The sequence below is a fragment of the Xanthomonas arboricola pv. populi genome, assembly GCF_002939945.1.
GTDB classification, from domain to species: domain Bacteria; phylum Pseudomonadota; class Gammaproteobacteria; order Xanthomonadales; family Xanthomonadaceae; genus Xanthomonas; species Xanthomonas arboricola_A.
In genome coordinates this window covers 702039-725057 of the sequence record NZ_MDEB01000001.1, presented here as the reverse complement: position 1 = coordinate 725057, position 23019 = coordinate 702039, and the positions used below count along the sequence as shown (strand labels likewise).

Annotated in this window: 20 protein-coding genes; 14 read left to right on the top strand and 6 right to left on the bottom strand. The window is 63.4% G+C overall.

All coding sequences use genetic code 11. The features are described from left to right. Nucleotides 1-134 precede the first annotated feature (134 nt). The 8 genes from XaplCFBP3123_RS03380 (at nt 135) to XaplCFBP3123_RS03345 (ending at nt 8940) form a co-directional block, all read left to right on the top strand. Nucleotides 135-398 (top strand): YlcI/YnfO family protein, encoded by a 264-nt coding sequence (locus XaplCFBP3123_RS03380; protein WP_104532787.1) that lies wholly within the window; start codon nt 135-137, stop codon nt 396-398. A 6-nt stretch (nt 399-404) separates the two neighbouring features. Beyond that, nucleotides 405-713 (top strand): type II toxin-antitoxin system RelE/ParE family toxin, encoded by a 309-nt coding sequence (locus tag XaplCFBP3123_RS03375; RefSeq protein WP_104532786.1) that lies wholly within the window; start codon nt 405-407, stop codon nt 711-713. A gap of 79 nt (nt 714-792) precedes the next feature. Then, on the top strand, nt 793-3174 hold the full coding sequence (gene hsdR / locus XaplCFBP3123_RS03370) for an EcoAI/FtnUII family type I restriction enzme subunit R (RefSeq protein WP_104532785.1): 2382 nt from the start codon (nt 793-795) through the stop codon (nt 3172-3174). An 87-nt stretch (nt 3175-3261) separates the two neighbouring features. Further along, entirely contained in the window at nt 3262-3873 is a 612-nt protein-coding gene (locus tag XaplCFBP3123_RS03365) for a transcriptional regulator (RefSeq protein WP_253254124.1), read from the top strand. Further along, nucleotides 3873-4595: a hypothetical protein gene (locus XaplCFBP3123_RS03360; RefSeq protein ID WP_104532783.1), complete on the top strand. Its 723-nt coding sequence runs from the start codon at nt 3873-3875 to the stop codon at nt 4593-4595. Before XaplCFBP3123_RS03365 ends, XaplCFBP3123_RS03360 begins: the two co-directional genes overlap by 1 nt. A gap of 4 nt (nt 4596-4599) precedes the next feature. After that, complete coding sequence (locus XaplCFBP3123_RS03355; RefSeq protein ID WP_104532782.1) at nt 4600-6069, top strand: type I restriction-modification system subunit M; 1470 nt, start codon at nt 4600-4602, stop codon at nt 6067-6069. After that, entirely contained in the window at nt 6066-8291 is a 2226-nt protein-coding gene (locus XaplCFBP3123_RS03350) for a restriction endonuclease subunit S (RefSeq protein ID WP_104532781.1), read from the top strand. The genes XaplCFBP3123_RS03355 and XaplCFBP3123_RS03350 overlap by 4 nt, the downstream gene beginning before the upstream one ends. A gap of 388 nt (nt 8292-8679) precedes the next feature. Further along, entirely contained in the window at nt 8680-8940 is a 261-nt protein-coding gene (locus tag XaplCFBP3123_RS03345; protein ID WP_104533269.1) for an XAC0095 family protein, read from the top strand. 283 nt (nt 8941-9223) lie between these two features. Here XaplCFBP3123_RS03345 and XaplCFBP3123_RS03340 read toward each other — a convergent pair whose 3' ends face one another. After that, nucleotides 9224-9676, bottom strand: coding sequence for a hypothetical protein (locus XaplCFBP3123_RS03340; protein WP_146091266.1), 453 nt, complete (start codon nt 9674-9676; stop codon nt 9224-9226). A gap of 99 nt (nt 9677-9775) precedes the next feature. Continuing rightward, the gene (locus tag XaplCFBP3123_RS03335) at nt 9776-10405 is read right to left on the bottom strand and encodes a TetR/AcrR family transcriptional regulator (RefSeq protein ID WP_104533268.1); all 630 of its coding nucleotides are present in this window, start codon (nt 10403-10405) and stop codon (nt 9776-9778) included. A gap of 173 nt (nt 10406-10578) precedes the next feature. On the opposite strand from XaplCFBP3123_RS03335, the gene XaplCFBP3123_RS03330 reads away from it, so the two are divergent. Both XaplCFBP3123_RS03330 and XaplCFBP3123_RS03325 read left to right on the top strand, forming a co-directional pair. Beyond that, entirely contained in the window at nt 10579-11367 is a 789-nt protein-coding gene (locus tag XaplCFBP3123_RS03330) for a histidine phosphatase family protein (RefSeq protein WP_104532779.1), read from the top strand. Continuing rightward, nucleotides 11367-12236, top strand: a complete 870-nt coding sequence (locus XaplCFBP3123_RS03325) for an NAD(P)H-hydrate dehydratase (RefSeq protein ID WP_104532778.1) — start codon at nt 11367-11369, stop codon at nt 12234-12236. Before XaplCFBP3123_RS03330 ends, XaplCFBP3123_RS03325 begins: the two co-directional genes overlap by 1 nt. 268 nt (nt 12237-12504) lie before the next feature. Here the strand turns inward: XaplCFBP3123_RS03325 and XaplCFBP3123_RS03320 are convergent, their stop codons facing one another. Then, nucleotides 12505-12801: a hypothetical protein gene (locus XaplCFBP3123_RS03320; protein WP_146091265.1), complete on the bottom strand. Its 297-nt coding sequence runs from the start codon at nt 12799-12801 to the stop codon at nt 12505-12507. Between XaplCFBP3123_RS03320 and XaplCFBP3123_RS03315 the strand changes: the two genes are divergently transcribed. After that, the gene (locus XaplCFBP3123_RS03315; protein ID WP_104532776.1) at nt 12699-14159 is read left to right on the top strand and encodes a glycoside hydrolase family 30 protein; all 1461 of its coding nucleotides are present in this window, start codon (nt 12699-12701) and stop codon (nt 14157-14159) included. The genes XaplCFBP3123_RS03320 and XaplCFBP3123_RS03315 overlap by 103 nt on opposite strands. A gap of 313 nt (nt 14160-14472) precedes the next feature. Here XaplCFBP3123_RS03315 and XaplCFBP3123_RS03310 read toward each other — a convergent pair whose 3' ends face one another. After that, the gene (locus XaplCFBP3123_RS03310; RefSeq protein ID WP_104532775.1) at nt 14473-15375 is read right to left on the bottom strand and encodes an SDR family oxidoreductase; all 903 of its coding nucleotides are present in this window, start codon (nt 15373-15375) and stop codon (nt 14473-14475) included. Between the two features lie 179 nt (nt 15376-15554). After that, nucleotides 15555-17909 (bottom strand): GH92 family glycosyl hydrolase, encoded by a 2355-nt coding sequence (locus XaplCFBP3123_RS03305; protein ID WP_104532774.1) that lies wholly within the window; start codon nt 17907-17909, stop codon nt 15555-15557. A 309-nt stretch (nt 17910-18218) separates the two neighbouring features. On the opposite strand from XaplCFBP3123_RS03305, the gene XaplCFBP3123_RS03300 reads away from it, so the two are divergent. Together XaplCFBP3123_RS03300 and XaplCFBP3123_RS03295 are read left to right on the top strand one after the other, a co-directional pair. Further along, nucleotides 18219-18857: an alpha-ketoglutarate-dependent dioxygenase AlkB family protein gene (locus XaplCFBP3123_RS03300; RefSeq protein WP_104532773.1), complete on the top strand. Its 639-nt coding sequence runs from the start codon at nt 18219-18221 to the stop codon at nt 18855-18857. Between the two features lie 368 nt (nt 18858-19225). After that, the gene (locus tag XaplCFBP3123_RS03295; protein WP_104532772.1) at nt 19226-20920 is read left to right on the top strand and encodes an FAD-dependent oxidoreductase; all 1695 of its coding nucleotides are present in this window, start codon (nt 19226-19228) and stop codon (nt 20918-20920) included. 133 nt (nt 20921-21053) lie between these two features. Here XaplCFBP3123_RS03295 and XaplCFBP3123_RS03290 read toward each other — a convergent pair whose 3' ends face one another. Continuing rightward, nucleotides 21054-21800 (bottom strand): EAL domain-containing protein, encoded by a 747-nt coding sequence (locus tag XaplCFBP3123_RS03290; protein WP_104532771.1) that lies wholly within the window; start codon nt 21798-21800, stop codon nt 21054-21056. Nucleotides 21801-21948: 148 nt separating this feature from the next. Between XaplCFBP3123_RS03290 and XaplCFBP3123_RS03285 the strand changes: the two genes are divergently transcribed. Further along, nucleotides 21949-22587: an HD domain-containing protein gene (locus XaplCFBP3123_RS03285; RefSeq protein ID WP_104532770.1), complete on the top strand. Its 639-nt coding sequence runs from the start codon at nt 21949-21951 to the stop codon at nt 22585-22587. The last annotated feature ends 432 nt before the right edge of the window (nt 22588-23019 follow it).

Genomic DNA, 23019 nt, shown 5'->3' with positions numbered 1-23019 from the left:
GCGGGCCACGACCTGTGCATCCCTTGGAGAAGTGCTGTGTATGCGACATCGTCAGCTTAGGTTCGCAAAGAAAACTTGAAGCACCGCCGCTCGCTTGCGATGATGCATCGCAATTGCAACGCACTGGGCATGCCATGAAATCCGCATCTCTTCCATCGCTCCGGGTAGACCCGGCGCTGCGCCAAGCGGCCGAGGACGTGTTGCAGGAGGGTGAGACCCTTTCCAGTTTCGTCGAGCACTCCGTGCGTGCCCAAGTGCAGCAGCGCCAGCAGCAGGAAGCCTTCATTGCCCGTGGGCTGGCCTCGCGCGACAGCGCCAAGGCATCCAACCGGTATAGCGACGCGAAGGATGTGCTGGCCGGGCTGCAGTCCCAACTGGACAAAGCGCGCAAGGGCTAGGCTAACGTGAGATTTTCTGTCCGCTTCACGCAGGAAGCGCGCGAGGATCTCGCGCGGCTTTACGACTGGCTGCTACAGCGTGCCGAAGGCGACTTCACCGTGGCCGAGCGCGCGCTGCAGGCCATCGGCGATGGCGTCACCGTGCTTGAACTGGCCCCGTTGAGCTGCCGCAAGGCGGGGTTGGCGGACCCGTTCTTGCGGGAGCTGGTGATCGGTTTCGGTGCCAGCGGCTACGTGCTGCTGTTTGAGGTGGAAAGCGATCAGGTCGTCATCGTTTTGGCAGTCAGGTATCAGCGTGAAGACGACTATCATTAGGCGGCGAGTCAATCGATAAGTGGCGTCTGTGCCTGGAGCGCGTCGCCAATTACGGGAATGTGGAGACACAGGGGATTGAATGGACAAGTCGTCGTTAACCGAGCGCGATATCTGCACGAAATTCATCATTCCGTCGATCGTCGCTGCGGGCTGGGATCTGGATCTCCAGGTGCGCGAAGAGGTCGCTTTTACCAAGGGGCGTGTCGTCGTTCGCGGCAAGCTGCACAGCCGAGGGTTGGCGCGTCGTGCCGACTTCGTGCTGTACCACCGCGCCAATCTTCCTTTGGCCGTGATCGAGGCAAAGGACAACAAGCATACCGTTGGTTCCGGCATGCAACAGGCGCTGGGATATGCAGATGCGCTGGATGTTCCGTTTGTGTTTTCAAGCAACGGCGACGGATTCCTTTTCCACGATAGAACCGCAACCGGCGACAAGGTCGAATCCGAATTGACGTTGGATCAGTTTCCCTCGCCAGAGGAATTGTGGCGTCGCTATTGCCTTTGGAAGGGGCTTGGTGAGGACGCGCGACAGGTGGTCGAGTCCCCGTACTACGATGATGGCAGCAGTCGCTCGCCGCGCTACTACCAGATCAATGCGATCAATCGAACGATCGAAGCTGTGGCCAACGGTCAAAACCGCATCCTGCTTGTAATGGCCACCGGAACCGGCAAAACCTATACCGCTTTCCAGGTCATCTGGCGGCTTTGGAAGTCGCGCCAGAAGAAGCGCATCCTGTTCCTGGCTGATCGCAACATCTTGGTCGATCAGACAAAAAACAACGATTTCAAGCCGTTCGGCGCGGCGATGACCAAGATCGCCAAGCGCCAGATTGATACGTCCTACGAGATCTACCTGTCCCTGTACCAGGCGGTGACCGGCGTAGAGGACGTCAAGAACATCTACAAGCAGTTCTCTCGGGAATTCTTTGACCTTGTTGTCATCGATGAATGCCATCGTGGCAGTGCGGCTGAGGATTCTGCGTGGCGGGAGATCCTGGAGTATTTCTCTGGTGCCACGCATATCGGCCTGACCGCAACGCCAAAGGAGACCAAGGAAGTCTCCAGCAGTACTTACTTTGGAGAGCCCGTCTACAGCTACACGCTGAAGCAGGGCATCGATGACGGCTTCCTGGCACCGTACAAAGTGGTGCGAATCGACTTCGATGTCGATCTGCAGGGCTGGAGGCCTCCCAAAGGGACGCGCGACAAAAACGGCGAGTTGATCGAAGATCGCATCTACAACCTGCGGGATATGGATCGCCAGCTTGTGGTCGAAGCGCGGACGTATCTGGTCGCGCAGAAAGTCACCGAATTCCTCACTGCCACCGGTCCATTCCAGAAGACCATTGTTTTCTGTGACGACATCGATCATGCCGAGCGTATGCGCCAGGCCTTGGTGAATCTCAATCCGCAGCGTGTCGCGGAAAATCGCAAGTACGTCATGCGCATCACCGGCGATGACAACGAAGGAAAAGCCGAGCTCGACAATTTCATCAATCCGGAAATGCGCTACCCCGTCATCGCGACCACCAGCAAGCTGATGACGACCGGCGTTGACGCGCAAACCTGCAAGCTCATCGTGCTGGACCAGCACATCCGGTCGATGACCGAGTTCAAGCAGATCATCGGTCGCGGGACGCGCATCAATGAGGACTACGGCAAGTACTGGTTCACCATCATGGATTTCAAGAAGGCGACCGAACTGTTCGCTGATCCATCATTCGATGGAGACCCGGAGGTGATCTACAACCCCTCGCCCAATGACAGTCCGGTACCGCCTGAGATCGGGGGCGGCGAGGGTGGCGACGGCGGTGGGATCGGCGATCCTCCAGATGGCGGTGATGACGTCACCACCGGAGGTGAAGGTGGGCCGAAGCGCATCAAATACGTCATCGACAAACTGCCGGTATCGGTCGTGGCCGAGCGCGTCCTGTATTACGGATCCGATGGCAAGCTCATCACCGAGTCGCTGCGCGACTACACCCGCGAGCGCGTCCTGCGCCAGTTCGCGTCGCTCGATGACTTCCTGCGGCGCTGGAGCGATGCCCAGCAGAAGAAGGCCATCATCGATGAGTTGGCTACGCAGGGCGTGTTATGGGAAGAGCTGGCCGGCGAGGTCGAGAAGAAGCTCGGCCAGTCACTCGATCCGTTCGATCTGATCTGTCACGTGGCCTTTGATCAACCGCCGCTGTCGCGCAGGGAGCGGGCGGAGGGTGTGCGCAAGCGCAATTACTTCGCCAGGTATCAGGGCAAGGCGCGGCAGGTACTCGAAGGCTTGTTGGACAAGTACGCCGACACCGGGGTGGAGCACATCGAGGACATCAGGATCCTGCAGCTCGACCCGTTTCGTACCCTTGGAGCACCGGTCGAACTTGTGGCGGCCTTTGGCGGCAAGACGAATTACCACCGGGCCATCCTGGACCTGGAAAGCCAGCTATACAGCAGTGCGGACGTTGCCTGACCTACTTTCCATAGTATTCTTGTCCTTTGTTTCAGGACGGGGGACGGATCCTTTCCGTTATTCATGAAAAGTCAAGACATCCTGCTCTTGCTGAAGCTGGTCAGCCTTGAGCGCCAGCAGTCGGTCCCTGTGGGCGGCGAGAAAGCAGCGCTCGGCATTCCCGATGACTGGCGCGGCTGGGCCATGTCGGCGGCTCAGGAGGATGGGGGGGCGAGCGGCTTGGCCGAAGATGCGTTCTCCGTGCGTGGCCTTGAGGAATCCACCGGCATCAGCAAGTCGGAAGTCAGTCAGGCGCTCCGGCGTTGCACCGACGTGGGGTTGGTCCTGGCCGAGCGCGGCAGTGGCATCCCGCGCGCCAACACGCGCGCCCTGCTGGGCTTTGTGATGAACGGGCTGAAGTATGTGTTCCCGGCGCGCCCGGGCCCGATTGTCCGCGGCATTCCCACGGCACACGCCGCGCCGGTGCTGGTCGGTCGCCTGTTGTCCGCAGGCGAACACATCTACGTCTGGGAGGACGGCTACGGCAGCGAGCAGGGCCAGCGCGTGGAGCCGCTATACAAGAGCGTGCCGCGTGCCGTACGTCGCGATGCGGAGCTGTACGCCATGCTGGCGCTGGTGGACGCGATCCGGCTGGGGCGTGAGCGTGAGTCGGCGCTTGCCGGCAGTGTGCTGACCCAATACCTGCGGGAGGCGCCGTGATGGGCACGCCTGGAAACTGGGATATCCAGCAGCACATGCTGGCACGCGTGGCCGAAGCGCTTGGGCCGGATCTGCTGCCGGAAGTCGCCTTCGTCGGCGGCTGCACCACCGGTCTGCTGATGACAGACTCGGTAAGCCGGGAAGCTGTTCGCTTTACCGAAGACGTCGACTTGATCGTGCACGTCATGGGCTTGGGCAGTTGGTACCGCCTGCAGCAGGTGCTGGCCGGTAAGGGCTTTCGCACCTCGCCCAGCGACGACGTCGTCTGCCGCACCCGCCTGCGCGATCGGCATCCCAGCGAGCTGATCGTCGATTTCATGCCTGATGACGCTGCCGTCCTCGGATTCAGCAATCGCTGGTATGCCGATGCGCTGCGTGAGGCGTACGATCACGCACTGCCGACCGGTGTGAAGATCCGCGTGGTCGCTCCAGCCTACTTTCTGGGCACCAAGCTGGAGGCCTACCGGGGGCGCGGCAACCGTGATCCACTGGCCAGCCGGGATGTCGAGGACATCCTCAATGTCGTGGATGGTCGCGCCAGCCTGTGCGATGAGGTCGCGCAGGCGTCAACGGCATTGCAGTTGGATATCGCACAGGGGATCGCTGAACTCCTGCGCCACCGCGACTTCAACTATGCCGTTCAAGCTACTTCCAACAACAACCGCCAGCGCGAGGAGTTGATCATCACGCGGCTGGATGCACTTGCATCATTCAACAGGTAACACGATGTCGATCAGCAGTACCATCAAATCCATCCAGGACATCATGCGCAAGGACTCCGGTGTCGACGGAGACGCCCAGCGCATCGGCCAGCTGGTGTGGATGTTGTTCCTCAAGATCCTCGATGACCGTGAGCAGGAATGGGAGCTTATCCACGAGGACTACCGTTCGCCGTTGCCGCAGCGGCTGCGTTGGCGCAACTGGGCAGCCAATCCGGAAGGCATGACCGGTGGGGATCTCAAAGACTTCATCGACCTTGAGCTGTTTCCTAATCTACGCGACCTGACACCTCGCCACAGCAAGCCGCTGGGCTTCGTCGTGCGCGATGTGTTCCAGGACGCCTACAACTACATGAAGTCCGGGCAGCTGATCCGCCAGGTGCTCAACAAGATCCAGAGCGGTGTGGACTTCAACAAGGCGCAGGAACGCCACGCCTTCGGCGACATGTACGAGCAGCTGCTGCGCGACCTGCAGAGCGCCGGCAACGCAGGCGAGTTCTACACACCGCGCCCGGTTACCGAATTCATGGTGCGCATGGTCGATCCCAAGCTGCATGAAAAGGTCATGGACCCGGCCTGTGGTACCGGCGGCTTCCTCACCTGCGCCATCGAACACAAGCGCCAGCGCTATGTGCGCACCGCCGAGGACGAGGCCATCCTGCAGGCCAGCATCTTCGGCGTGGAGAAAAAGCCGCTGCCGCACCTGTTGGCCACCACCAACATGGTGCTGCATGGCATCGAGGTGCCCAGCCAGATCAAGCACGACAACACCCTGGCACGCCCGCTGATCAGCTGGGGGCCGGGCGAGCGGGTCGAGTGCATCGTCGCCAATCCACCGTTTGGCGGCATGGAAGAAGACGGCATCGAAACCAGCTTCCCCGCCGCCTTCCGCACCCGCGAAACCGCCGACCTGTTCCTGGTACTCGTCATGCACCTGCTCAAGGACGGCGGCCGCGCCGCCGTGGTGCTGCCCGATGGCTTCCTGTTCGGTGAAGGCATCAAGAGCCGCATCAAGGAAAAGCTGCTCACCGAGTGCAACCTGCACACCATCGTTCGCCTGCCCAATGGCGTGTTCAACCCCTACACCGGCATCAAGACCAACCTGCTGTTCTTCACCAAAGGGACACCCACCAAGGACGTGTGGTTCTACGAGCACCAGTACCCGGTCGGTTACAAAAGCTACTCCAAGACCAAGCCCATGCGCGTCGAGGAGTTTGCCATCGAGGAGGCTTGGTGGGGCAGCGAGGCAGATGGCTTTGCCAGGCGGGTGGAAAACGAGTTCGCCTGGAAGGTCAGCTTCGACGAGCTGCAAAGCCGCAACTGGAACCTCGACAGCAAGAACCCTCACGTCGGCGAGCAGATCAGTCACGACCCGGACGAGCTGCTGCGCAACTACGCCGCCCTGCAAGGCGAGATTGACGGGCTGCGTGACCAGCTCAAGGCCGTGCTGGCCGAAGCGCTGGAGCGCCGGGTATGACGGCGCTGCTTACCGACAATCTGCCGCTGCTGGCGGGCGCGCCCAATGGCATCAAGAAGCTGCGCGAGCTGATTCTGGAACTGGCGGTGCGCGGCAAGCTGGTGCCGCAAGATCCGAGTGATGAACCGGCCAGTGAGTTGCTTAAGCGGATTGCCGAGGAGAAGGCGCGGTTGGTGGCAGCGGGGAAGAATAAGGAGCAGAAGGCTCTGGCTGAGATTGGTGGGGATGGCGAACCGTTTGAACTACCAGCAGGTTGGAAATGGGGGACATTAGCGCAAGTAGCATTTATCAACCCCCGCAATGCTGCGCCGGATTCACTTAAAGTCTCGTTTGTGCCTATGGCGTTTATTGGTACACGCTTCGATGATCAGCATGCGCAAGAGTCTCGTCTCTGGGGGGAAGTGAAAAACGGCTTTACACATTTTGCAGAGGGCGATATTGGTGTGGCGAAAATCACACCTTGCTTTGAAAATAGCAAGGCATGCGTATTTTCGAATCTCGTGAATGGACTGGGAGCTGGGACTACCGAGTTGCACATTGTTCGACCTATCGGCGGAACACTTGATCCACGATTTGTGCTGGCCTATCTGAAGTCGCCGCAATTCTTGCTTGGTGGCGAAACCAAGATGACAGGGACTGCAGGCCAGAAACGGTTGCCAAAAGACTTTGTTGAGACAAATCCGTTTCCACTTCCACCGCTCCTCGAACAGCACCGCATCGTCGCCAAAGTCGACGAGCTGATGGCCCTGTGCGACCGGCTGGACGCCCGGCAGGCCGATGCCGACAGCGCCCATGCCCAACTGGTGAAGGCGCTGCTGGGCAGCCTGACCCAGGCCCGCGATGCCGAGGATTTTGCGCAAAGCTGGCAGCGCCTGGCCGAACACTTCCACACACTGTTCATCACAGAATCCAGCATAGACGCCCTCAAGCAAACACTGCTGCAACTGGCGGTGATGGGAAAGTTGGTACCGCAAGGCATTAACGATGATGGAAATAGTGAGCTGCCCGCAGGTTGGAGTAGCTACAAAATTGGCGAGTTCTGTACTGTTCAAGGCGGAATCCAAAAGACTCCGCTAAGGCGTCCAGTTTCCCAGCACTTCCCTTATTTACGGGTAGCGAATGTGCAGCGCGGACGCATTGATATCAGACAGCTTGAGCGATATGAACTGTCCCTAGATGAGCTCGAAAAGTGGCGTCTAAACGCAGGCGATCTTTTGATTGTTGAAGGGAACGGTAGCGAAAGTGAAATCGGTAGATGTGCTATCTGGCAAGGCGAAGTCGAGGACTGTGTCTACCAAAATCACCTTATGCGCGTCCGCCCGCAGATTAGTGAGCAGGTTGAATATCTAGCTCTGTATCTAAACTCGCCAGTTGGAATGGCCCATATGAGGCGTCTTGCTATTACAACGAGTGGTCTTTTCAACTTGAGCGTCGGGAAAATCCGAGGCATCCCAGTAGCATTGCCGCCGCTAGAAGAGCAAAGTCGCATCGTCGCCAAACTCGATCAACTGATGGTGCTTTGTGATCAGCTCAAATCCCGCCTCAGCGAAGCCCGTCAAGTAAATGAGCATTTGGCTAATGCATTGATTGGCCAAGCCTTGAATAACGAGAAGAAATCACGCGCCGAGGCTGTTGATTTCAGTGCCTACCTGATTTCAAAGCTCGCGTCACAACGCACCTTTGGGCGTGTTGCGCATATGAAGTTACTGTTTTTGGCGGATTCCCATCTGGGCTTGGGTTTGATGGATGGATATCGTCGCCATGCTGCGGGTCCGCTCGATACGTCGATTTATCGGGTGGAGGAGCGTGCCGCTCAAGAAGGGCTGTATTCGACCTTGATCGAGGTGCTCAAATCGGGGCAGGAAAAGGTTTCGTATCACATCGGGGCGAACATCAGTCGCTCTGTCGAAACAGCAGCTTCCGCACTCGGTTCTGCTCAGAAGGAGTTGGATCGTCTTATCGCGCTATTTGAGGGGCGTAAGACTGACGATCTGGAGGCTGTCGCAACGCTATACGCGGTCTGGAACGATGCGCTTGCCGGGGGGCTTCATCCCAATGACGCGTGGTTGATCAACGAGTTTCGTGGCAACTGGCATGAGGCGAAGGAGCGTTTCACGCCGGACATCTTAGGTAAGTGGCTTGGTTGGATGCGCGATAATGGACTTGTCCCGACGGGTAACAGTGCGGTGACGAAGTCACAGGCAGCTTTCTTGTTCAATTGAATCTGCAGTGTGCGGGGTACGGGCTGATGGCAACGAGTCGGGTGAGCTCCGACGAGGAAACCTCGTTGCCGCTGGCTAAGTATGCGTTTCCCAGCTCGCATCGGCGTTCGTTATCCATGCTTGACGTAGGAATTTTTCGGTAGCAACCTTGCTGCACGGAGCCTCGAAACTCCCCGAACAGCGGTACCCACCTCCGACAAACCGGTGGGTTTTTTGTGCCTGCAACTTTGCTGGTGCAACCGACGTGATGCTCTGCGTCGGGAGGGCGGCTAATACAACACTCGCAAGGGGAATACGCCCGCCGGCTGTTCGCGGTTTCGAGCCTCCCGACTTCCCGTCCGCCGCCTTGCGGCGGGCGGGGGCGATTCCATGGAATGAGGAGCAGGCCATGTCGGACCTTGTACGAGATGCGCAGTCACAGCCGGGCTACTACCTGCCAGAAGGCGCGCAATATCGCTTGCAGCAACTGCGCGACCACATGCGGTTTCTGGCGCGCCTGGCGCAGCCACGCACGCAGGCCGAAGAGCGGGCGCGGCAGCCGGCTATCTGTATGGATGAGTTGGCGGTCTGTCTGGAGCTACTGGCGACGCAGGTGACCCATGTGCTGGAAGAGGTGCAATGGCATGCGGCGGTGGAGCGCAAGGTGTGATGGCTGGCAGACAAAAACGGCAGGCTGATTGCTCAACCTGCCGTTGATCTTTTACCGATGTCTACTCGCTTAGAAGCAGGATTTGCGCCAGGCTGATGGTGTCGACGTATCCGTCGATGCCGTTGAACTCACGCTAGTGGCAGGTGTTCCTGACGCTCAGCTCCTAGCTGCTGATGAAGTTGTAGCCGAGGTTGACGCTGTAGCGGCAGTAGAATGCGCATGGACTGTTGAAGCAGCCTTAATAGTAGAAAGAGGGCCAGCCATGCGCTGCGTAAAGGGCGCTTCATTGTCCGTCTTTGCGCATGTGCCGTGGTTCCCACGTGCTCTCGGGGGCGTAAGGACCAGCGATCCATGATGCCGTCCCTGGTATGACGCGCTTGCCCACGATCAGGCGGCCCTCGTTTCCCTCAATCTCAAGAGTGAAAGATGGAGGAACCTCTGGGTCACTGGTATTCATGTATTTAGCACCGGCGCGGGTCATCGCCTTGTCCATGTGGTACTTCACCCCGTTGAAGGGCAGTCCCATATGTTCGTAGCCGGGCCATTTGATCATGGCACCCGCAATTCCGCCGCTCTCCTCGGAGCCGCCGCCAACGTAGAGCTCCACTTCGTATTGGTTGTCCGGCGTGTGGAAGGTGACTACCGTGCTCGTCGCACCGACAGACCAACTGGAGACGGCAAGCGCTGCGAAAAGCGTTAGCAATGCAGCTCCCCTGCTGAAGACTCGATCACGCATGGCATCCCTCCTTGGTATGTGGGGTGATCTTATCCGATCGATTCCCGGTGCCAAGCCATCCGCGCAGCGCTGTCCGTGAGATTCGGTGGCTTAGCGGCGCTAAACCGGCGCCGACTTCAAAATCCCCGACAAACTCTCCCGCAGGATCAACTGCAGATGCATGCGGTTGAGCTCCATGCCGCTGGTCATCACGCTGTGCAGGCCGCCGCACATGGCGGCGACGGCGAAGACGCGGGCCTGGAATTCCTGTTCGCTGCTGGCCGGGTCGGCGTGGCCGCGCAGCAGGCGCTTGAGCAGGGCGCTGAGGTGTTCGATCAGCGATGCGCTCTGCCGGCGCATGAAGGCGGCCAGCACCGGGTCGCGCAGGGTGGCCAGGTGCAGTTCCAGGTCGATGCGGGTGCGCTTGATGTTGATTTCCTGCAGCAGCCATTCTTCGAGCAGGCCGGCGATGAAATCCACCACGTGCACGTTGGCCGGGCGTTCCACCAGCCACATCTGGCGGATGGCGCGCATGTAGTTGCGCTCCAGCAGTGCGCGCACCAGCGCGTCCTTGTCTTCGAAACGTTGCAGCAGGCTGCCGCAGCTGACCCTGGCGCGCTCGGCGATCAGTTCGAAGCTGGTGGCGCTCAGGCCGATGGCGTCGATGCACTGCTCGGTGGCGTCCAGCACCTCTTCCAGCAGCAGTTCTTCGCGCTCTTTTGCCGTGCGCAGCAACAGGACGTTGGACATGGGCGGCGGGCTGGTGGGGGGCTGCAGTATAGCGGCGCGGCGTTCGTCGTCCGTTGCGTTCGCTTGTTGCTGTGCCATCAGTCATGGATGCGCGTGCGTATTGAAACGCCGGTCACGGATGCGCTGGTCGACCATGTTTTCACGGCGGCTGTGCGACACGTGAGGTCGACGTTGTGCAGGAGAAGCATGTGAGTGAGAACAGTGCGGTAGCCGGTGTCTCGGCGCAGTGGCCGGCGCGGTTGTGGGTGGTGCGGCATGGGCAGAGCGCGGGCAATGTGGCGCGCGATGTGGCCGAGTCCAACGGGGCGGCCTTGATCGACCTGGAGCACCGCGATGCGGATGTGCCGTTGTCGGCGCTGGGCGAGCGCCAGGCCGAGGCGTTGGGGGCGTGGATGGCCGGTTTGCCCGAGCAGGAGCGCCCGACGCTGATCCTGAGTTCCACCTACGTGCGTGCGCGCCAGACCGCCGCTGCGGTGGCGCGTGCGCTGGGGCAGCGGGCCGATTCGGTCAGCGTGGACGAGCGTTTGCGCGAGAAGGAATTCGGCGTGCTCGACCGCTACACCACGGCCGGCATTCTTGCGACCTTTCCGGAGCTGGCCGAGCAGCGCAAGCTGGTGGGCAAGTTCTACTTCCGCCCGCCCGGTGGCGAGAGCTGGTGCGATGTGATCTTCCGCCTGCGCGGGGTAGTGGGTGACCTGCAGCGCAACCATGTGGGCGCGCGCGTGCTGATCGTGGGGCACCAGGTGATCGTCAATTGCTTCCGCTACCTGATCGAGCGGATGGACGAGGCCACCATCCTGGGCATCGACCGCGAGGGCGATGTGCCCAATTGCGGCGTCACCGAGTACGCGGCTGCGGCCGATGGGCAATCGCTGGAGTTGCTGCGCACCAAGTTCGTGCCGCCGGAGCTTGCCGACGAGCCGGTGACCACCGAATCCGACCGCCCGGCCGGGGCACGCTGATGGCCACCCCGCGCGTGCGCATGCTCACCGCGCCCGCCTTGCGGTCGATGCCGTTGCCGGCCCCGGGGGGCGACAAGGAGCAGCGCGGGCGCGTGTTGATCGTGGGTGGCTCGATGCGCGTGCCGGGCGCGGTACTGCTGGCCGGCGAGGCGGCGCTGCGCACCGGTGCCGGCAAGCTGCAGATTGCCACCGCCGCCAGTGTGGCGCCGGGTATGGCCTTGGCGGTGCCGGAGGCGCTGGTGCTGGGGCTGGCGCAGAACGGGCAGGGCGAGATCGTGCGCGGGCACCGCGCACTGGACGGGGCGATGGCGGCCTGCGATGCGGCAGTGATCGGGCCGGGGATGGCGTCGTCGGCCACCACCACGGCGATGGTCAGGCGCGCTGCCGAACAGGCGGTGTGCACCTTGGTGCTGGATGCCGGCGCGTTGTCGCGTGGCCTGCGGGCGCCGATCGGGCGGCCGTTCGTGCTGACGCCGCACGCGGGCGAGATGGCCACCCTGGCCGGCGACGACAAGGCGGCGGTGGAAGCGGCGCCGGGCGCGTACGCGCTGAAGTTTGCGCAGAAGCTGCGCAGCGTGGTGATCGTCAAGGGTGCGGACAGTTTTATTGCCGGGCCGGATGGTGCGCTGTGGATGCATCGCGGAGGCGCATCCGGGTTGGGCACGTCCGGGTCTGGCGATGTCCTGGCGGGATTGATTGCCGGGTTTGCCGCGCGCGGCTGCGATGCGTTGGGCGCTGCGTTATGGGGCGTGTTTGTGCATGCGGCGGCGGGCAGGCAGTTGGCCAAGCGGATCGGGCCGGTGGGGTTTCTGGCGCGGGAGCTTGGGGCGGAAGTACCTGGAATTCTGGATCGGTTGGCGCGCGGGTGATGGAGGTTCGTTGCTTTGATGCCGCGCGCAGACCAGAAGCCCCTTTCCAGCGGGAGAGGGGTTGGGGTGAGGGTACGTTTGCTGGAGTCGTGGGGCTGTCTTTCCAGTTGGGGTTTATGTTGTTGCCTTGATTGCGGGGGCGCGGTTGCAGTTTCGGCAGACGTGCCCTCATCCGGCCCTTCGGGAAGGGAAAGTCCGGTGGTGGAAGGATGCATGGTTGCGCTCGTTTGTTGCGCGATGTTGCGCTGCGTTGGTCGGTTAGGCTTGGTCACCAACCTGGGAGGGTGCACGGTGAAGCGAGCGATTGCGTGGTCGGTGATGGGAGCACTTGGGATTTGGAGCGCTGCGACTGAAATAGTGTTGGCATCTGCATCTGCATCTGCATCTGCATCTGCATCTGCAGCAACAACAGCAGCAACAACAACAACAGCAACAACAGCAACAACAGCAACGCCAATTCCGATGCCGGTATCGACGGCATCGTCTGCATCCACGCCCGCATCGGAGGCGGTAGAAGCTGCGGTTGCGGGTGCTGCTGCTCCGCCAGCAGCACCCGGCGGCGCACTACGCGTCTATACCTCTGCCCAAGGTGCAACGCAGCAGATGCGCGCCAGCACTGCCGAGGCGCCCAAGACCGGGCATGCGTTGACCGAGAAGGAGAACTCCATCTTCGTCAATCCGCAGCGCCGCTTTCAGCAGGTGCTGGGCATTGGCGGGGCGATCACCGATGCCAGTGCGGAGACCTTTGCCAGGCTGCCCAAGCCTGCGCAGCGCGCCTTGCTCACTGCCTACTACGACCCGCAAAAAGGCATCGGCTATACGCTGGCGCGCACCACCATCCACAGCTCGGATTTCAGCAGCGGCAGCTATACCTACATCAAGGACGGCGATGCGGCGCTGAAGAGCTTTTCGGTCAGGCACGATCAACGTTATCGCATCCCGATGCTGCGCCAGGCCATTGCGGCGGCCGGCGGCACGTTGACGACATTCGCCAGCCCGTGGAGCGCGCCGGCCTTCATGAAAGACAGCCACAGCATGCTCAAGGGCGGCAAGTTGTTGCCCGCGTATGCGCAGGCCTGGGCGACCTACTACACGCGCTTCATTGCGGCGTACGAGAGGGCCGGCATCCCGATCTGGGGCATCAGCCTGCAGAACGAGCCGATGGCGGTGCAGACCTGGGAGTCGATGGTGTTTTCCGCCGAGGAAGAGCGCGACTTCCTGAAGAACCACCTCGGTCCGACGATGGAGCAGGCGGGCTATGGCGACCGCAAGATCATCGTGTGGGACCACAACCGCGACATGATGCTGCACCGGGCGCACGTGATCTTCGACGACCCGGGCGCGGCGAAATACGCGTGGGGTATGGGCTTCCATTGGTACGAGACCTGGGCCGGGTTCGCGCCGATGGTGGAGAACGTGGCGGCGGTGGCGCAGGCGTATCCGGACAAGCCGCTATTGCTGACCGAAGCGGCGGTGGAGAAGTTCGACCCGGCAAAGCTGCAGCATTGGCCCAACGGCGAACGCTATGGCACCGCGATCATCAATGATCTCAATCATGGGGCGGTGGGCTGGACCGATTGGAACATCCTGCTCGACCAGAACGGCGGGCCGAACCACGTGGGCAATTACTGCTTTGCGCCGGTGCATGCCGATACGCGCACAGGTGATGTGATCTATACGCCGAGCTATTGGTATATCGGCCACTTTTCCAAGTTCATCCGCCCCGGTGCGCGGCGGGTGAGTGCGGCCAGCAGCCGCAGCAATCTGGCAACGACGTCCTTTCTCAATACTGATGGCAGCCTGGCGACGGTGGTGATGAATGCCAGCGACGTGGCGATCCGCTACAACCTGTATGTGGGCGCCGCGTCCAGTGAGTTGGAGATCCCGGCGCATGCGATCCAGACGGTGGTGATGATGCAGTAAGCGCGGACCTTGGGCGGAGCGTTGGTGGGAGATTGCGTTCCCTCATCCGCCCTTCGGGCACCTTCTCCCGGTGGGAGAAGGGGAGCTTACGGTGCTCTTAGCCAGCGTTGCGTCGCCGGTTGGACCATCGTGCGTGTACGTCCCGCTGATGCGTCACCCGTTGATGCTGTCGCCAGTACCAAGAACGCCGCCGAAGAAATGCCCACCGAAGAAACGCTTGCCGATCGCTGCGCACGCAGCGGTCGGCAGGGTTCTGGTGGCGTTACGCTGTAAACGCGCTTTCAGCCTGGCTTAGGACACGCTTTCAGCTGGATTAGGACAGCAGCAAGCCGCCGGTGGCACCGAACACTTCGCCGGTGACATAGCTGGATTCCTGCGAGGCCAGAATCACGTACAGCGGCGCCATCTCCACCGGCTGGCCGGCACGCTTGAGCGGGGTTTCCGAGCCGAACTCGGGAATCTTTTCCGGCGGCTGGCCGCCGCTGGGCTGCAGCGGGGTCCACACCGGGCCGGGTGCGACCGCGTTGACGCGGATGCCCTTGTCGGCGACCTGCTGGGCCAGGCCCTTGGTGAAGTTGACGATGGCCGCCTTGGTGGAGGCATAGTCCAGCAGCGTCGGCGAGGGCTGGTAGGACTGGATCGAGCCGGTGTTGATGATGGATGCGCCCGGCGGCAGGTGCGCGATGGCCGCCTTGCAGAGCCAGAACATCGCATACACGTTGGTCTTGTAGGTGGCGTCGAACTGCTCGGTAGTGATGTCGGCGATGTCCTTCACCGCAGTCTGCTTGCCGGCGATGTTGACCAGCAGATCCAGCCCGCCGAGCTCCTTGACCGCGCGTGCGACCAGTTCATTGCAGAACGCTTCGTCCTTGAGGTCGCCCGGGATGCTGATGGCGGTGCGGCCTTCGGCCTGGATCAACTGCACCACCTCCGCCGCATCCTGTTCTTCCTCCGGCAGGTAGTTCAGCACGATGTCGGCGCCTTCGCGTGCATAGGCAATCGCGGTGGCGCGGCCGATGCCCGAATCGGCGCCGGTGATCAGCGCCTTGCGGCCCTTCAGGCGGCCGAAGCCCTGGTAGCTCTGCTCGCCGTGGTCGGCCTTGGGCTGCAATGCGTGGATGGTGCCTGGCGCTTCCTGGGTTTGCTCCGGGAATTTAGGCTGCGGAAACTGGGTGAGCGGGTTCTGCATTTCGTACTGGTTCTTGGTGCTGGACATGCACTGGCTCCTGCAGTGGGGGATGGCAGGGCCGCAGCGTGCTGCGGCCGATGCAGTGCAGTCTGGAAACCACGGCGATGCGTGCGGGTGAACGAATGTTGTGCATGGCGTGAACGCATCAGCCAGGCAGACGTAGCGAGTGCCTGGCTTGTCGTTGCGCGATGGTGTCGATGATCGCGTCAGCGCGTCTGGGTGGACATCGAATACGGCCGCTGCGCCGGATCGGTGGCCCATTGCGTGTTCGGCGTGGCCTGCATGCGGAAGCGCAGCTCGCCGCCGGCCTGGATTTCTTCGTGCGTGAGGTAGGCGCGGGTCAGCGGCTGGCCGTTGAGGGTGACGCTGCCGACGTAGCTGCGCGCCTTGCTCAGGCCATCGGCGATCACGCTGAAGCGCTTGCCATTGGGCAGGTGGAGCGTGGCGCGCGGCAGGAACGGGCGGCCGATGATGTACTGGTTGCTGCCCGGTGCCACCGGATAGAAGCCCAGCGTGGTGAACACGTACCAGGCCGACATCTGGCCGAGGTCGTCGTTGCCGGCCAGGCCTTCGGGGCCGGCGTGGTACTGGGTGTCCATGATCTGGCTCAGCCGCGCCTGGGTGCGCCAGGGCTGGCCGGCGTAGGCGTACAGATAGGCGACATGGTGGCTGGGCTCGTTGCCGTGCGCGTACCAGCCGATCAGGCCGGTGATGTCTTCCATATGCGCGAACACCTTGGGGTCGACCTTGGCATCGAACACCGCATCCAGGCGCGCGAGCAGTTGGTCGTCGCCGCCATGTGCGGCTGCAAGTCCTGCGACGTCCTGCGGCACATACCAGGAGTACTGCCAGGCATTGCCTTCGGTGTAGTCGCTGCCGTAGCCGCTGGCCGAGGGATCGAACGGCGCGCGGAAGTCGCCGGCACGGGTGCGTGCGCGCATGTAGCCGGTGGCCGGGTCGAAGGCGTGTTTCCAGTTGCCGGCGCGCTTGCTGAATTCTGCGGCGATGGCGGGCCTGCCGAGCTTGTCGGCCATGCGCGCGATGGTCCAGTCGTCGAAGGCATATTCCAGCGTCTTGGAGGCGGCTTCGCCTTCTTCATCGATGGGCACATAGCCCAGCTCGCGGTACTGCGCGATGCCGTCGTAGGGGCCGTAGTTGGCGCTGGCGACCATGGCGTCCAATGCTTCGTTGGCATCGAAGCCGCCGATGCCTTTCATGTAGGCGTCGGCGATCACCGGCACGGCGTGGTAGCCGATCATGCACCAGGTTTCCAGGCCGTGGAATGCCCAGACCGGCAGGATGCCGTAGGCGCTGTCGCGGCGCGAGGCGAGCAGGGAATTGACCATGTCGCTGCTGCGTTGCGGCGGCTGCACCAGGGTCAGCAGCGGGTGCAGCGCGCGGTAGGTGTCCCACAGCGAGAAGGTGGAGTAGTTGGTCCAGCCACGCGCCTGATGCACGGCATTGTCCGGCCCGCGGTACTGGCCATCGCCGTCCATGAACAGGGTGGGACCGAGCAGGGTGTGATACAGCGCGGTGTAGAGCTGGGTGCGTTGTTGCGGCGTGCCTTGCGCGTCGATCGCCGACAGCGCCTGCGTCCATTGCGCACGCGCGTCGGCGCGCACGCGGTCGAAATCGAAACCGGGCACCTCCGCATCGAGATTGGCGATGGCACCGGCTTCGCTGACCGGCGACAGCGCGACCTTGACCACCAGCGGCGTGCCATCGTTGGCAACATCGAACACGCCGACCAGCTGCCGGCCTTCGATCTGTGCGCGCTGCGCGGGGTTCTTCTCGCCCGGTGGCGGAAAGCCCTTGTACGGGATGTCCTGCTCGGTGTCGTGCAACTGCGTGGCGGTGAGCGGGCGCGAAAAGCGCATGGCGAAGTACAACTGGCGGCCGGGCGCCCAGCCACGGGTTTCGCGAAAGCCGGTGACGGTGCCATCGCCGCGCACGCGCAGCCGCGACCACTGCACCTTGCCGGGGTAGTCGTACAGGCTGGTGCGCAGGTCCACCAGCACATGCGCCGGTACGCCCTTGGGGAACTGATAGCGATGCACACCCACGCGCGCACTGGCGGTGAGTTCGGCGCGGATGTTGCGGTCTTTCAAGGTCACCGCGTAATAGCCGGGCTGCGCCTGCTCGCTGGCATGGTCGAACTGCGCGGTGTAGCCGCTGCCCGGTGTGGCGACATCGCCGCGTTCGAGCTTGACCTGGCCGGTTTGCGGCATCAGCAGGACATCGCCCAGGTCCGAATGCCCGGAGCCGGAAAAGTGCGTGTGCGAGAAGCCGACAATCGTGGTGTCGCCATGCCGGTAACCGGCGGCCCAGCCATAGGCCTCCTTGCGTGGCTTGATCTGCGTGTCCGGGCTCAGCTGCACCATGCCGAACGGCACCGTGGCACCGGGATAGGTGTGGCCTTCGCCACCGGTGCCGATGAACGGATCCACCGCGCTGAAACCCGCGTCGTCCGTGCGTGGCGCCGCATTGCCGGCAAAGCTGACGCAGGCGGCAAGCAGCGCCAGCCAACGCAGGGGAGAGAAGGCGATTGAGCGATGCTGCATGCGAACGGTTCCAGGCGGATGCAGCGCCGGACCGTAGCACAGCTGTCGGGCCTGATCGCATGGCCTCCATGGCTGCATCGTTGAGCTCGCTAATGCATGCGCGGGCCGCGGTAGGCGATGGACGCGCGTGGCCGCCACGGGTTGCCAGCCTTGCGCGCAGGAGGTTGCGGGTGCGCAGGTCGGTCGTCTTTCTGCACGCAGCAAGGTCTTGCAGCAGATGCGAGACAGCGTGCACCTGCACTGCTCCGGCCGCAGGCAAGCGCAACGCCCGGCTGCTGAAATCGCGCAAACCGCCCGCATATGATCCCGATGGATCTGTTCGATGCTCCCACCGCGCCGGTGCAGCTGCTGCACGATGCGCAAGGCGGCGTGCGCTATTGGCCGCAGTTGCTGGCGCCTGCCGTGGCGCAGCAGTGCTTTGCCGCGTTGCGCCAGGCGACCGACTGGCGCAGCCAGCGCCGCGAGATGTACGACCGTGTGGTGGAGGTGCCGCGCCTGCTGGCCTCGTATCGGCTGGATGCGCCGCTGCCGCCGGGTTTGCCGTTGCAGGCGCTGCTCGATGCGGTGCAGACCGTGTTGCCTGCGCCCTACAACGCCGTGGGCCTGAATCTGTATCGCGATGGCCGCGACAGCGTGGCGATGCATCACGACAAGCTGCAGACGCTGCTGGCGCCGTATCCGATCGCATTGGTGTCGCTGGGCGCGACGCGGCGGATGCAGCTGCGCGCAAAAGATGGCAGCACGCGGGCGATCGGTGTGGAGCTGGCGCCCGGCAGTCTGCTGGCGATGAGCCATGCCTCGCAACTGAGCCACGAGCACGGCATTGCCAAGACCGCACGTGCGGTGGGCGAGCGCATCAGCGTGGTGTTTCGCGTGCGCCCGGCCGAGCGCATGGCCGCCGGTCAGCACGGGCCGCACTGGGAGCCGGTGCAGACGCAGCGTGGCTGACAAGAGGTGGTGCACGTTCGTCGGCACGGTGCGGAGCAACCGGAGCAACCGGAGCAACATGCGCGTTCGAGTGCTGCGTGCCGGGTACCGGGCAGGGCCGTGTTCGCTTGGCGGCCAGCGCAGCAGGTGCTTCAGCTACGTTTTGCGCACACGGTTGCGGCTGGTCGTGCTGATCACCTCGGGTGCACGCGCACACGACGGGCACCCGCCTGAGGCCGTGATGCCTGCACGAGCAGCGCGCCGGCGCACGCGCGTACGCTGCTCGCGCAGGCACGCTCTGTCGCGCCCGGCATGGCCCGTTCGGGTGATTGCCATCGCCCTCACGGCTGGCCATGCTTGCATGTACTGCCCCTCAGCGTCGCCATTCCATGTCCCTGGCCGATACCCGCCACCATCAGATGTTTCCCGAGCTGGACTCGGGCCAATTGGCGATCACGCGGCGTTTTGCCAGCGGGCCGGCGCAGCGTTTCGACGCGGGCGAGATCGTGTTCGACGTGGGCGATGCGCACGCGCCGGTGTGGGTGGTGCTGGAAGGCGCCATCGAGGTGGTGCGGCGCGACGGGCTGGGCAACGAAAAGCCGGTCACCTCGCACACGCCCGGCCAGTTCACCGGCGAGGTCAGTCAGCTGGCCGGGCGCGCGTCGCTGGCCGGTGGGCGGGCCGGGCCGCAGGGCTGCCTGGCGCTGCCGTTCGACACCGCGCATCTGCGCGCGCTGATGATCAGCTCGGCGGAAGTGGGCGAGGTGGTGATGCGCGCGTTGATCCTGCGCCGCGTCGGCCTGATCGAAGGCGATGCCTCGGGCTCGGTGTTGATCGGCGAGCCGGACGATCCGCATCTGACCCGCTTGCAGGGCTTTCTGACCCGCAACGGTTACCCGAACACGGTGATCGATGCCTCCGACGAGGAAGGCCGCGCGTTGGTGCATCGCTTCGGCATCCAGAAGCAGGAACTGCCGGTGATGGTGTGCCCGAGCGGGAGGGTGCTGCGCCAGCCCAGCGATGCCGAAGCGGCGCATTGCCTGGGCATGACCCCGGACATCGACCCGGACAAGCGTTACGACGTCGCGATTGTTGGCGCCGGCCCGGCCGGTCTGGCGACGGCGGTGTACGCGGCGTCCGAAGGGCTGTCGGTGCTGGTGCTGGACCAGCGCGCCATCGGCGGCCAGGCCGGCGCCTCGGCACGCATCGAAAACTATCTGGGCTTTCCCACGGGTATTTCCGGCCAGGCGCTGGCCGGGCGCGCCTATAACCAGGCGCTCAAATTCGGCGCCGAGCTGGCGATTCCGATCGAGGCCGGCACGCTGGAATGCGGGCGCGACGATGGCGCGCTGAAGCTGGATCTGGCCGATGGCAAGCAGCTGCTGGCCAGCACCGTGGTGGTTGCCTCCGGGGCGCGTTACCGGCGTCCGGAGATCGACGGGCTGGCGCGTTTCGAAGGCCATGGCGTGTCGTACTGGGCCTCGCCGGTGGAAGCGCGGCTGTGCGAGGGCGGCGTGGTGGCGCTGGTGGGCGGCGGCAATTCCGCCGGCCAGGCGGTGGCGTTCCTGGCGCCGCGGGTGAAGGAACTGCACCTGATCATTCGCGGCGACGGGCTGGAATCGTCGATGTCGCACTATCTGATCGACCGCATCGCCGTGCTGCCGAATGTGCAGCTGCATACCGGCACCGAAGTGTCCGCGCTGCAAGGCGATCCGGAGCGCGGTCTGCAGGCGGCGGTGTTGCGCACGCGCGCCGATGGCCAGACCACGCGGGTGGAATTGCGGCATCTGTTCCTGTTCGTCGGCGCCGACCCCAACACCGGCTGGCTGCAGCAGTGCGTGGAGACCGATGCGCGCGGCTTCGTCGTCACCGGCAACGCGCGCGGCGATGGCGTGCCGGCCTGTCTGCCGCTGGAAACCAACCGCCCCGGCGTGTTCGCCATCGGCGATGTGCGGGCCGGCTCGGTCAAGCGGGTGGCCGCGGCGGTGGGCGAGGGCGCGGCGGTGGTCGCGCAGATCCATCAATACCTGGCACATCAGGCCAATCCGGTGCCGGCATCGGAACTTGCCAGTGCCGGGGAATAGGGAATAGGGAATAGGGAATCGGGAAAGCGGATTGCGTGCTGTTTGATTTCTGCGGGTGCGGATTTTGTGTGTTGGGCGATTGCGCGCCTGCTGAGGGGGGGGCGGTTCGCGTGCTTCTTGCGCACGCACCCTCTTACTCCGGCCAGTGCACCTGCGGCAGCTCGCCGATCTGTGGGCGGGCGAACAGGTAGCCTTGCTGCAGGTGGATGCCCATGTCGCGCAGGGCGCGGCATTCGTCGGGGTGTTCGATGCCTTCGGCGATGACTGCGATACCGAGTTCTTCGCACATGCGGGTGGTGTGGCGGACGATGGCCTGGCGGCTGCGGTCGGCGTCTATGCCGCGTACCAGGGCGATATCCAGCTTGAGCAGGTCCGGCTGGAAGTCGGCCAGCAGGCCCAGGCCGGAGTAGCCAGCGCCGAAGTCGTCGATGGCGGTCTTCAGGCCGCGTGCCTGATAGGTGCGCATGATGTCGAGCAGATGCGCCGGCTCGGCCAGGTGTTCCTGTTCGCTGACTTCGAAAATGATGGCGTCCAGCGGCCAGCCGTACTGCGCGGTGGCCGAGAGCGTGGCGCGCAGGCAGTGTTCGGGGTTGTAGACCGCGTTGGGCATGAAGTTGATCGACAGCAAGGCCGGCAGCGCGATCTGCGCGGCGCATTCGATCGCCTTGATGCGGCAGGCCTGGTCGAAGGCGTAGCGGTTGCGCTCATCCACGGCAGCCAGGATGCTGCCGGCCGATTCGCCATTGACCCCGCGCACCAGCGCTTCGCCGGCGTAGATGCTGCGGGTGGATACGTCCACGATCGGCTGGAACGCCATGGTGATGGCGGTGGGAAAGTCCTGGCCGTCGCGGCAGGCGTTGCAAACGGGGAGCGTGGGCATGGCTGGGCAGTCGTGCGGCGTGGGGTGAGCCTAGCGGTATCGGCCGCAACAGCGCGTCATTGAGGCTGCACATGCATCGTCGCGCCATCCTCACCTGGCGCGTCACCCGGCTCGGCGATAATGCGCCATTGCCCGCATCGGACGCCCCATGACCGCTCTCACCGAACGTTACGCCCTGGCTGTGGATTACGCGCGCATCGCCCATGCCGGGCAGGTGCGCAAGGGCACGCAGATTCCGTATCTGAGCCATTTGCTGGGCGTGTCCACGCTGGTGCTGGAATGCGGCGGCGACGAAGAACAGGCCATCGCCGGGCTGCTGCACGATGTGGTGGAAGATTGCGGCGGCGGTCATGAGGCCTCGATCCGCGCGCAGTTCGGCGATGCGGTGGCCGACATCGTGATGGCATGCACCGATGCCACCGCCGAAGACAAGGCCGAGGTGGACAACACCGCCAGCGCACGCAAACGCGACTGGCGCGAGCGCAAGCTGGCCTACCTTGAGCACCTGCGCAACACGCCCGAACGCGCCTTGCTGGTGTCCGGCTGCGACAAGCTCTATAACGCGCGCACCATCGTGCAGGACCTGGAAAACCCGGCCGTGGGCCAGGACATCTTCAACGTGTTCACCGCCGGGCGCGCCGGCACGCTGTGGTACTACGGCGAGCTGGAAGCGATCTTCCGCACACGCGGGGCCGCTACCACGCGGTTGTTCACTGGCGTGGTGACGCGCATGCAGGACTTGGCCGAGACCGGCGAGCAGCCGGTGCCGGCGCACGCGCTGGGCTGATCGCGTTGTAGCGCAGCTGATCTGCGGCCTGGCTGTAGGGACCTGTCACGATGGCCGGCGTGCAGAGCTTTCAGTAAAACAATCAGCACACTGTCTGGTGCGGTGTCCTCGCCGCGCCCTCGACGCTGTGATTTTGCTGCAGGGTCCTTGCCTGCCCACCATCGCGGGACACGCTGCAAGTACGTCCCTGTAAGCTCTTACGCGGCATCCATGCCGCGTAAGGTCCCGCGACGGTGGGCGGGCAAGGACCAGTCCAGATGGTCGGTGTGCATGGCAAGAGCAGTGCTGGATGTGTCTTGTTCGATCATGAAGCGTCGGCTCCACGTCCGATGCGCGCCGCACGACAGACAACCTTTCAGATGAGCGCCGACCAACTCTCTGGTGCGGTGTCCTCGCCGGTTGCGGGACCGTGTGGCGGCAAGGATGCCGCCA

Coding starts and splice junctions, on each gene's coding strand:
- XaplCFBP3123_RS03380 (WP_104532787.1), top strand. CDS start 135: ATGAAATCCGCATCTCTTCCATCGCTCCGGGTAGACCCGGCGCTGCGC.
- XaplCFBP3123_RS03305 (WP_104532774.1), bottom strand. CDS start 17,909: ATGCAGCATCGCTCAATCGCCTTCTCTCCCCTGCGTTGGCTGGCGCTG.
- XaplCFBP3123_RS03315 (WP_104532776.1), top strand. CDS start 12,699: ATGCCGGTATCGACGGCATCGTCTGCATCCACGCCCGCATCGGAGGCG.
- XaplCFBP3123_RS03310 (WP_104532775.1), bottom strand. CDS start 15,375: ATGTCCAGCACCAAGAACCAGTACGAAATGCAGAACCCGCTCACCCAG.
- XaplCFBP3123_RS03295 (WP_104532772.1), top strand. CDS start 19,226: ATGTCCCTGGCCGATACCCGCCACCATCAGATGTTTCCCGAGCTGGAC.
- XaplCFBP3123_RS03345 (WP_104533269.1), top strand. CDS start 8,680: ATGTCGGACCTTGTACGAGATGCGCAGTCACAGCCGGGCTACTACCTG.
- XaplCFBP3123_RS03300 (WP_104532773.1), top strand. CDS start 18,219: ATGGATCTGTTCGATGCTCCCACCGCGCCGGTGCAGCTGCTGCACGAT.
- XaplCFBP3123_RS03335 (WP_104533268.1), bottom strand. CDS start 10,405: ATGTCCAACGTCCTGTTGCTGCGCACGGCAAAAGAGCGCGAAGAACTG.
- XaplCFBP3123_RS03360 (WP_104532783.1), top strand. CDS start 3,873: ATGGGCACGCCTGGAAACTGGGATATCCAGCAGCACATGCTGGCACGC.
- XaplCFBP3123_RS03290 (WP_104532771.1), bottom strand. CDS start 21,800: ATGCCCACGCTCCCCGTTTGCAACGCCTGCCGCGACGGCCAGGACTTT.
- XaplCFBP3123_RS03325 (WP_104532778.1), top strand. CDS start 11,367: ATGGCCACCCCGCGCGTGCGCATGCTCACCGCGCCCGCCTTGCGGTCG.
- XaplCFBP3123_RS03340 (WP_146091266.1), bottom strand. CDS start 9,676: ATGCGTGATCGAGTCTTCAGCAGGGGAGCTGCATTGCTAACGCTTTTC.
- XaplCFBP3123_RS03285 (WP_104532770.1), top strand. CDS start 21,949: ATGACCGCTCTCACCGAACGTTACGCCCTGGCTGTGGATTACGCGCGC.
- XaplCFBP3123_RS03355 (WP_104532782.1), top strand. CDS start 4,600: ATGTCGATCAGCAGTACCATCAAATCCATCCAGGACATCATGCGCAAG.
- XaplCFBP3123_RS03350 (WP_104532781.1), top strand. CDS start 6,066: ATGACGGCGCTGCTTACCGACAATCTGCCGCTGCTGGCGGGCGCGCCC.
- hsdR (WP_104532785.1), top strand. CDS start 793: ATGGACAAGTCGTCGTTAACCGAGCGCGATATCTGCACGAAATTCATC.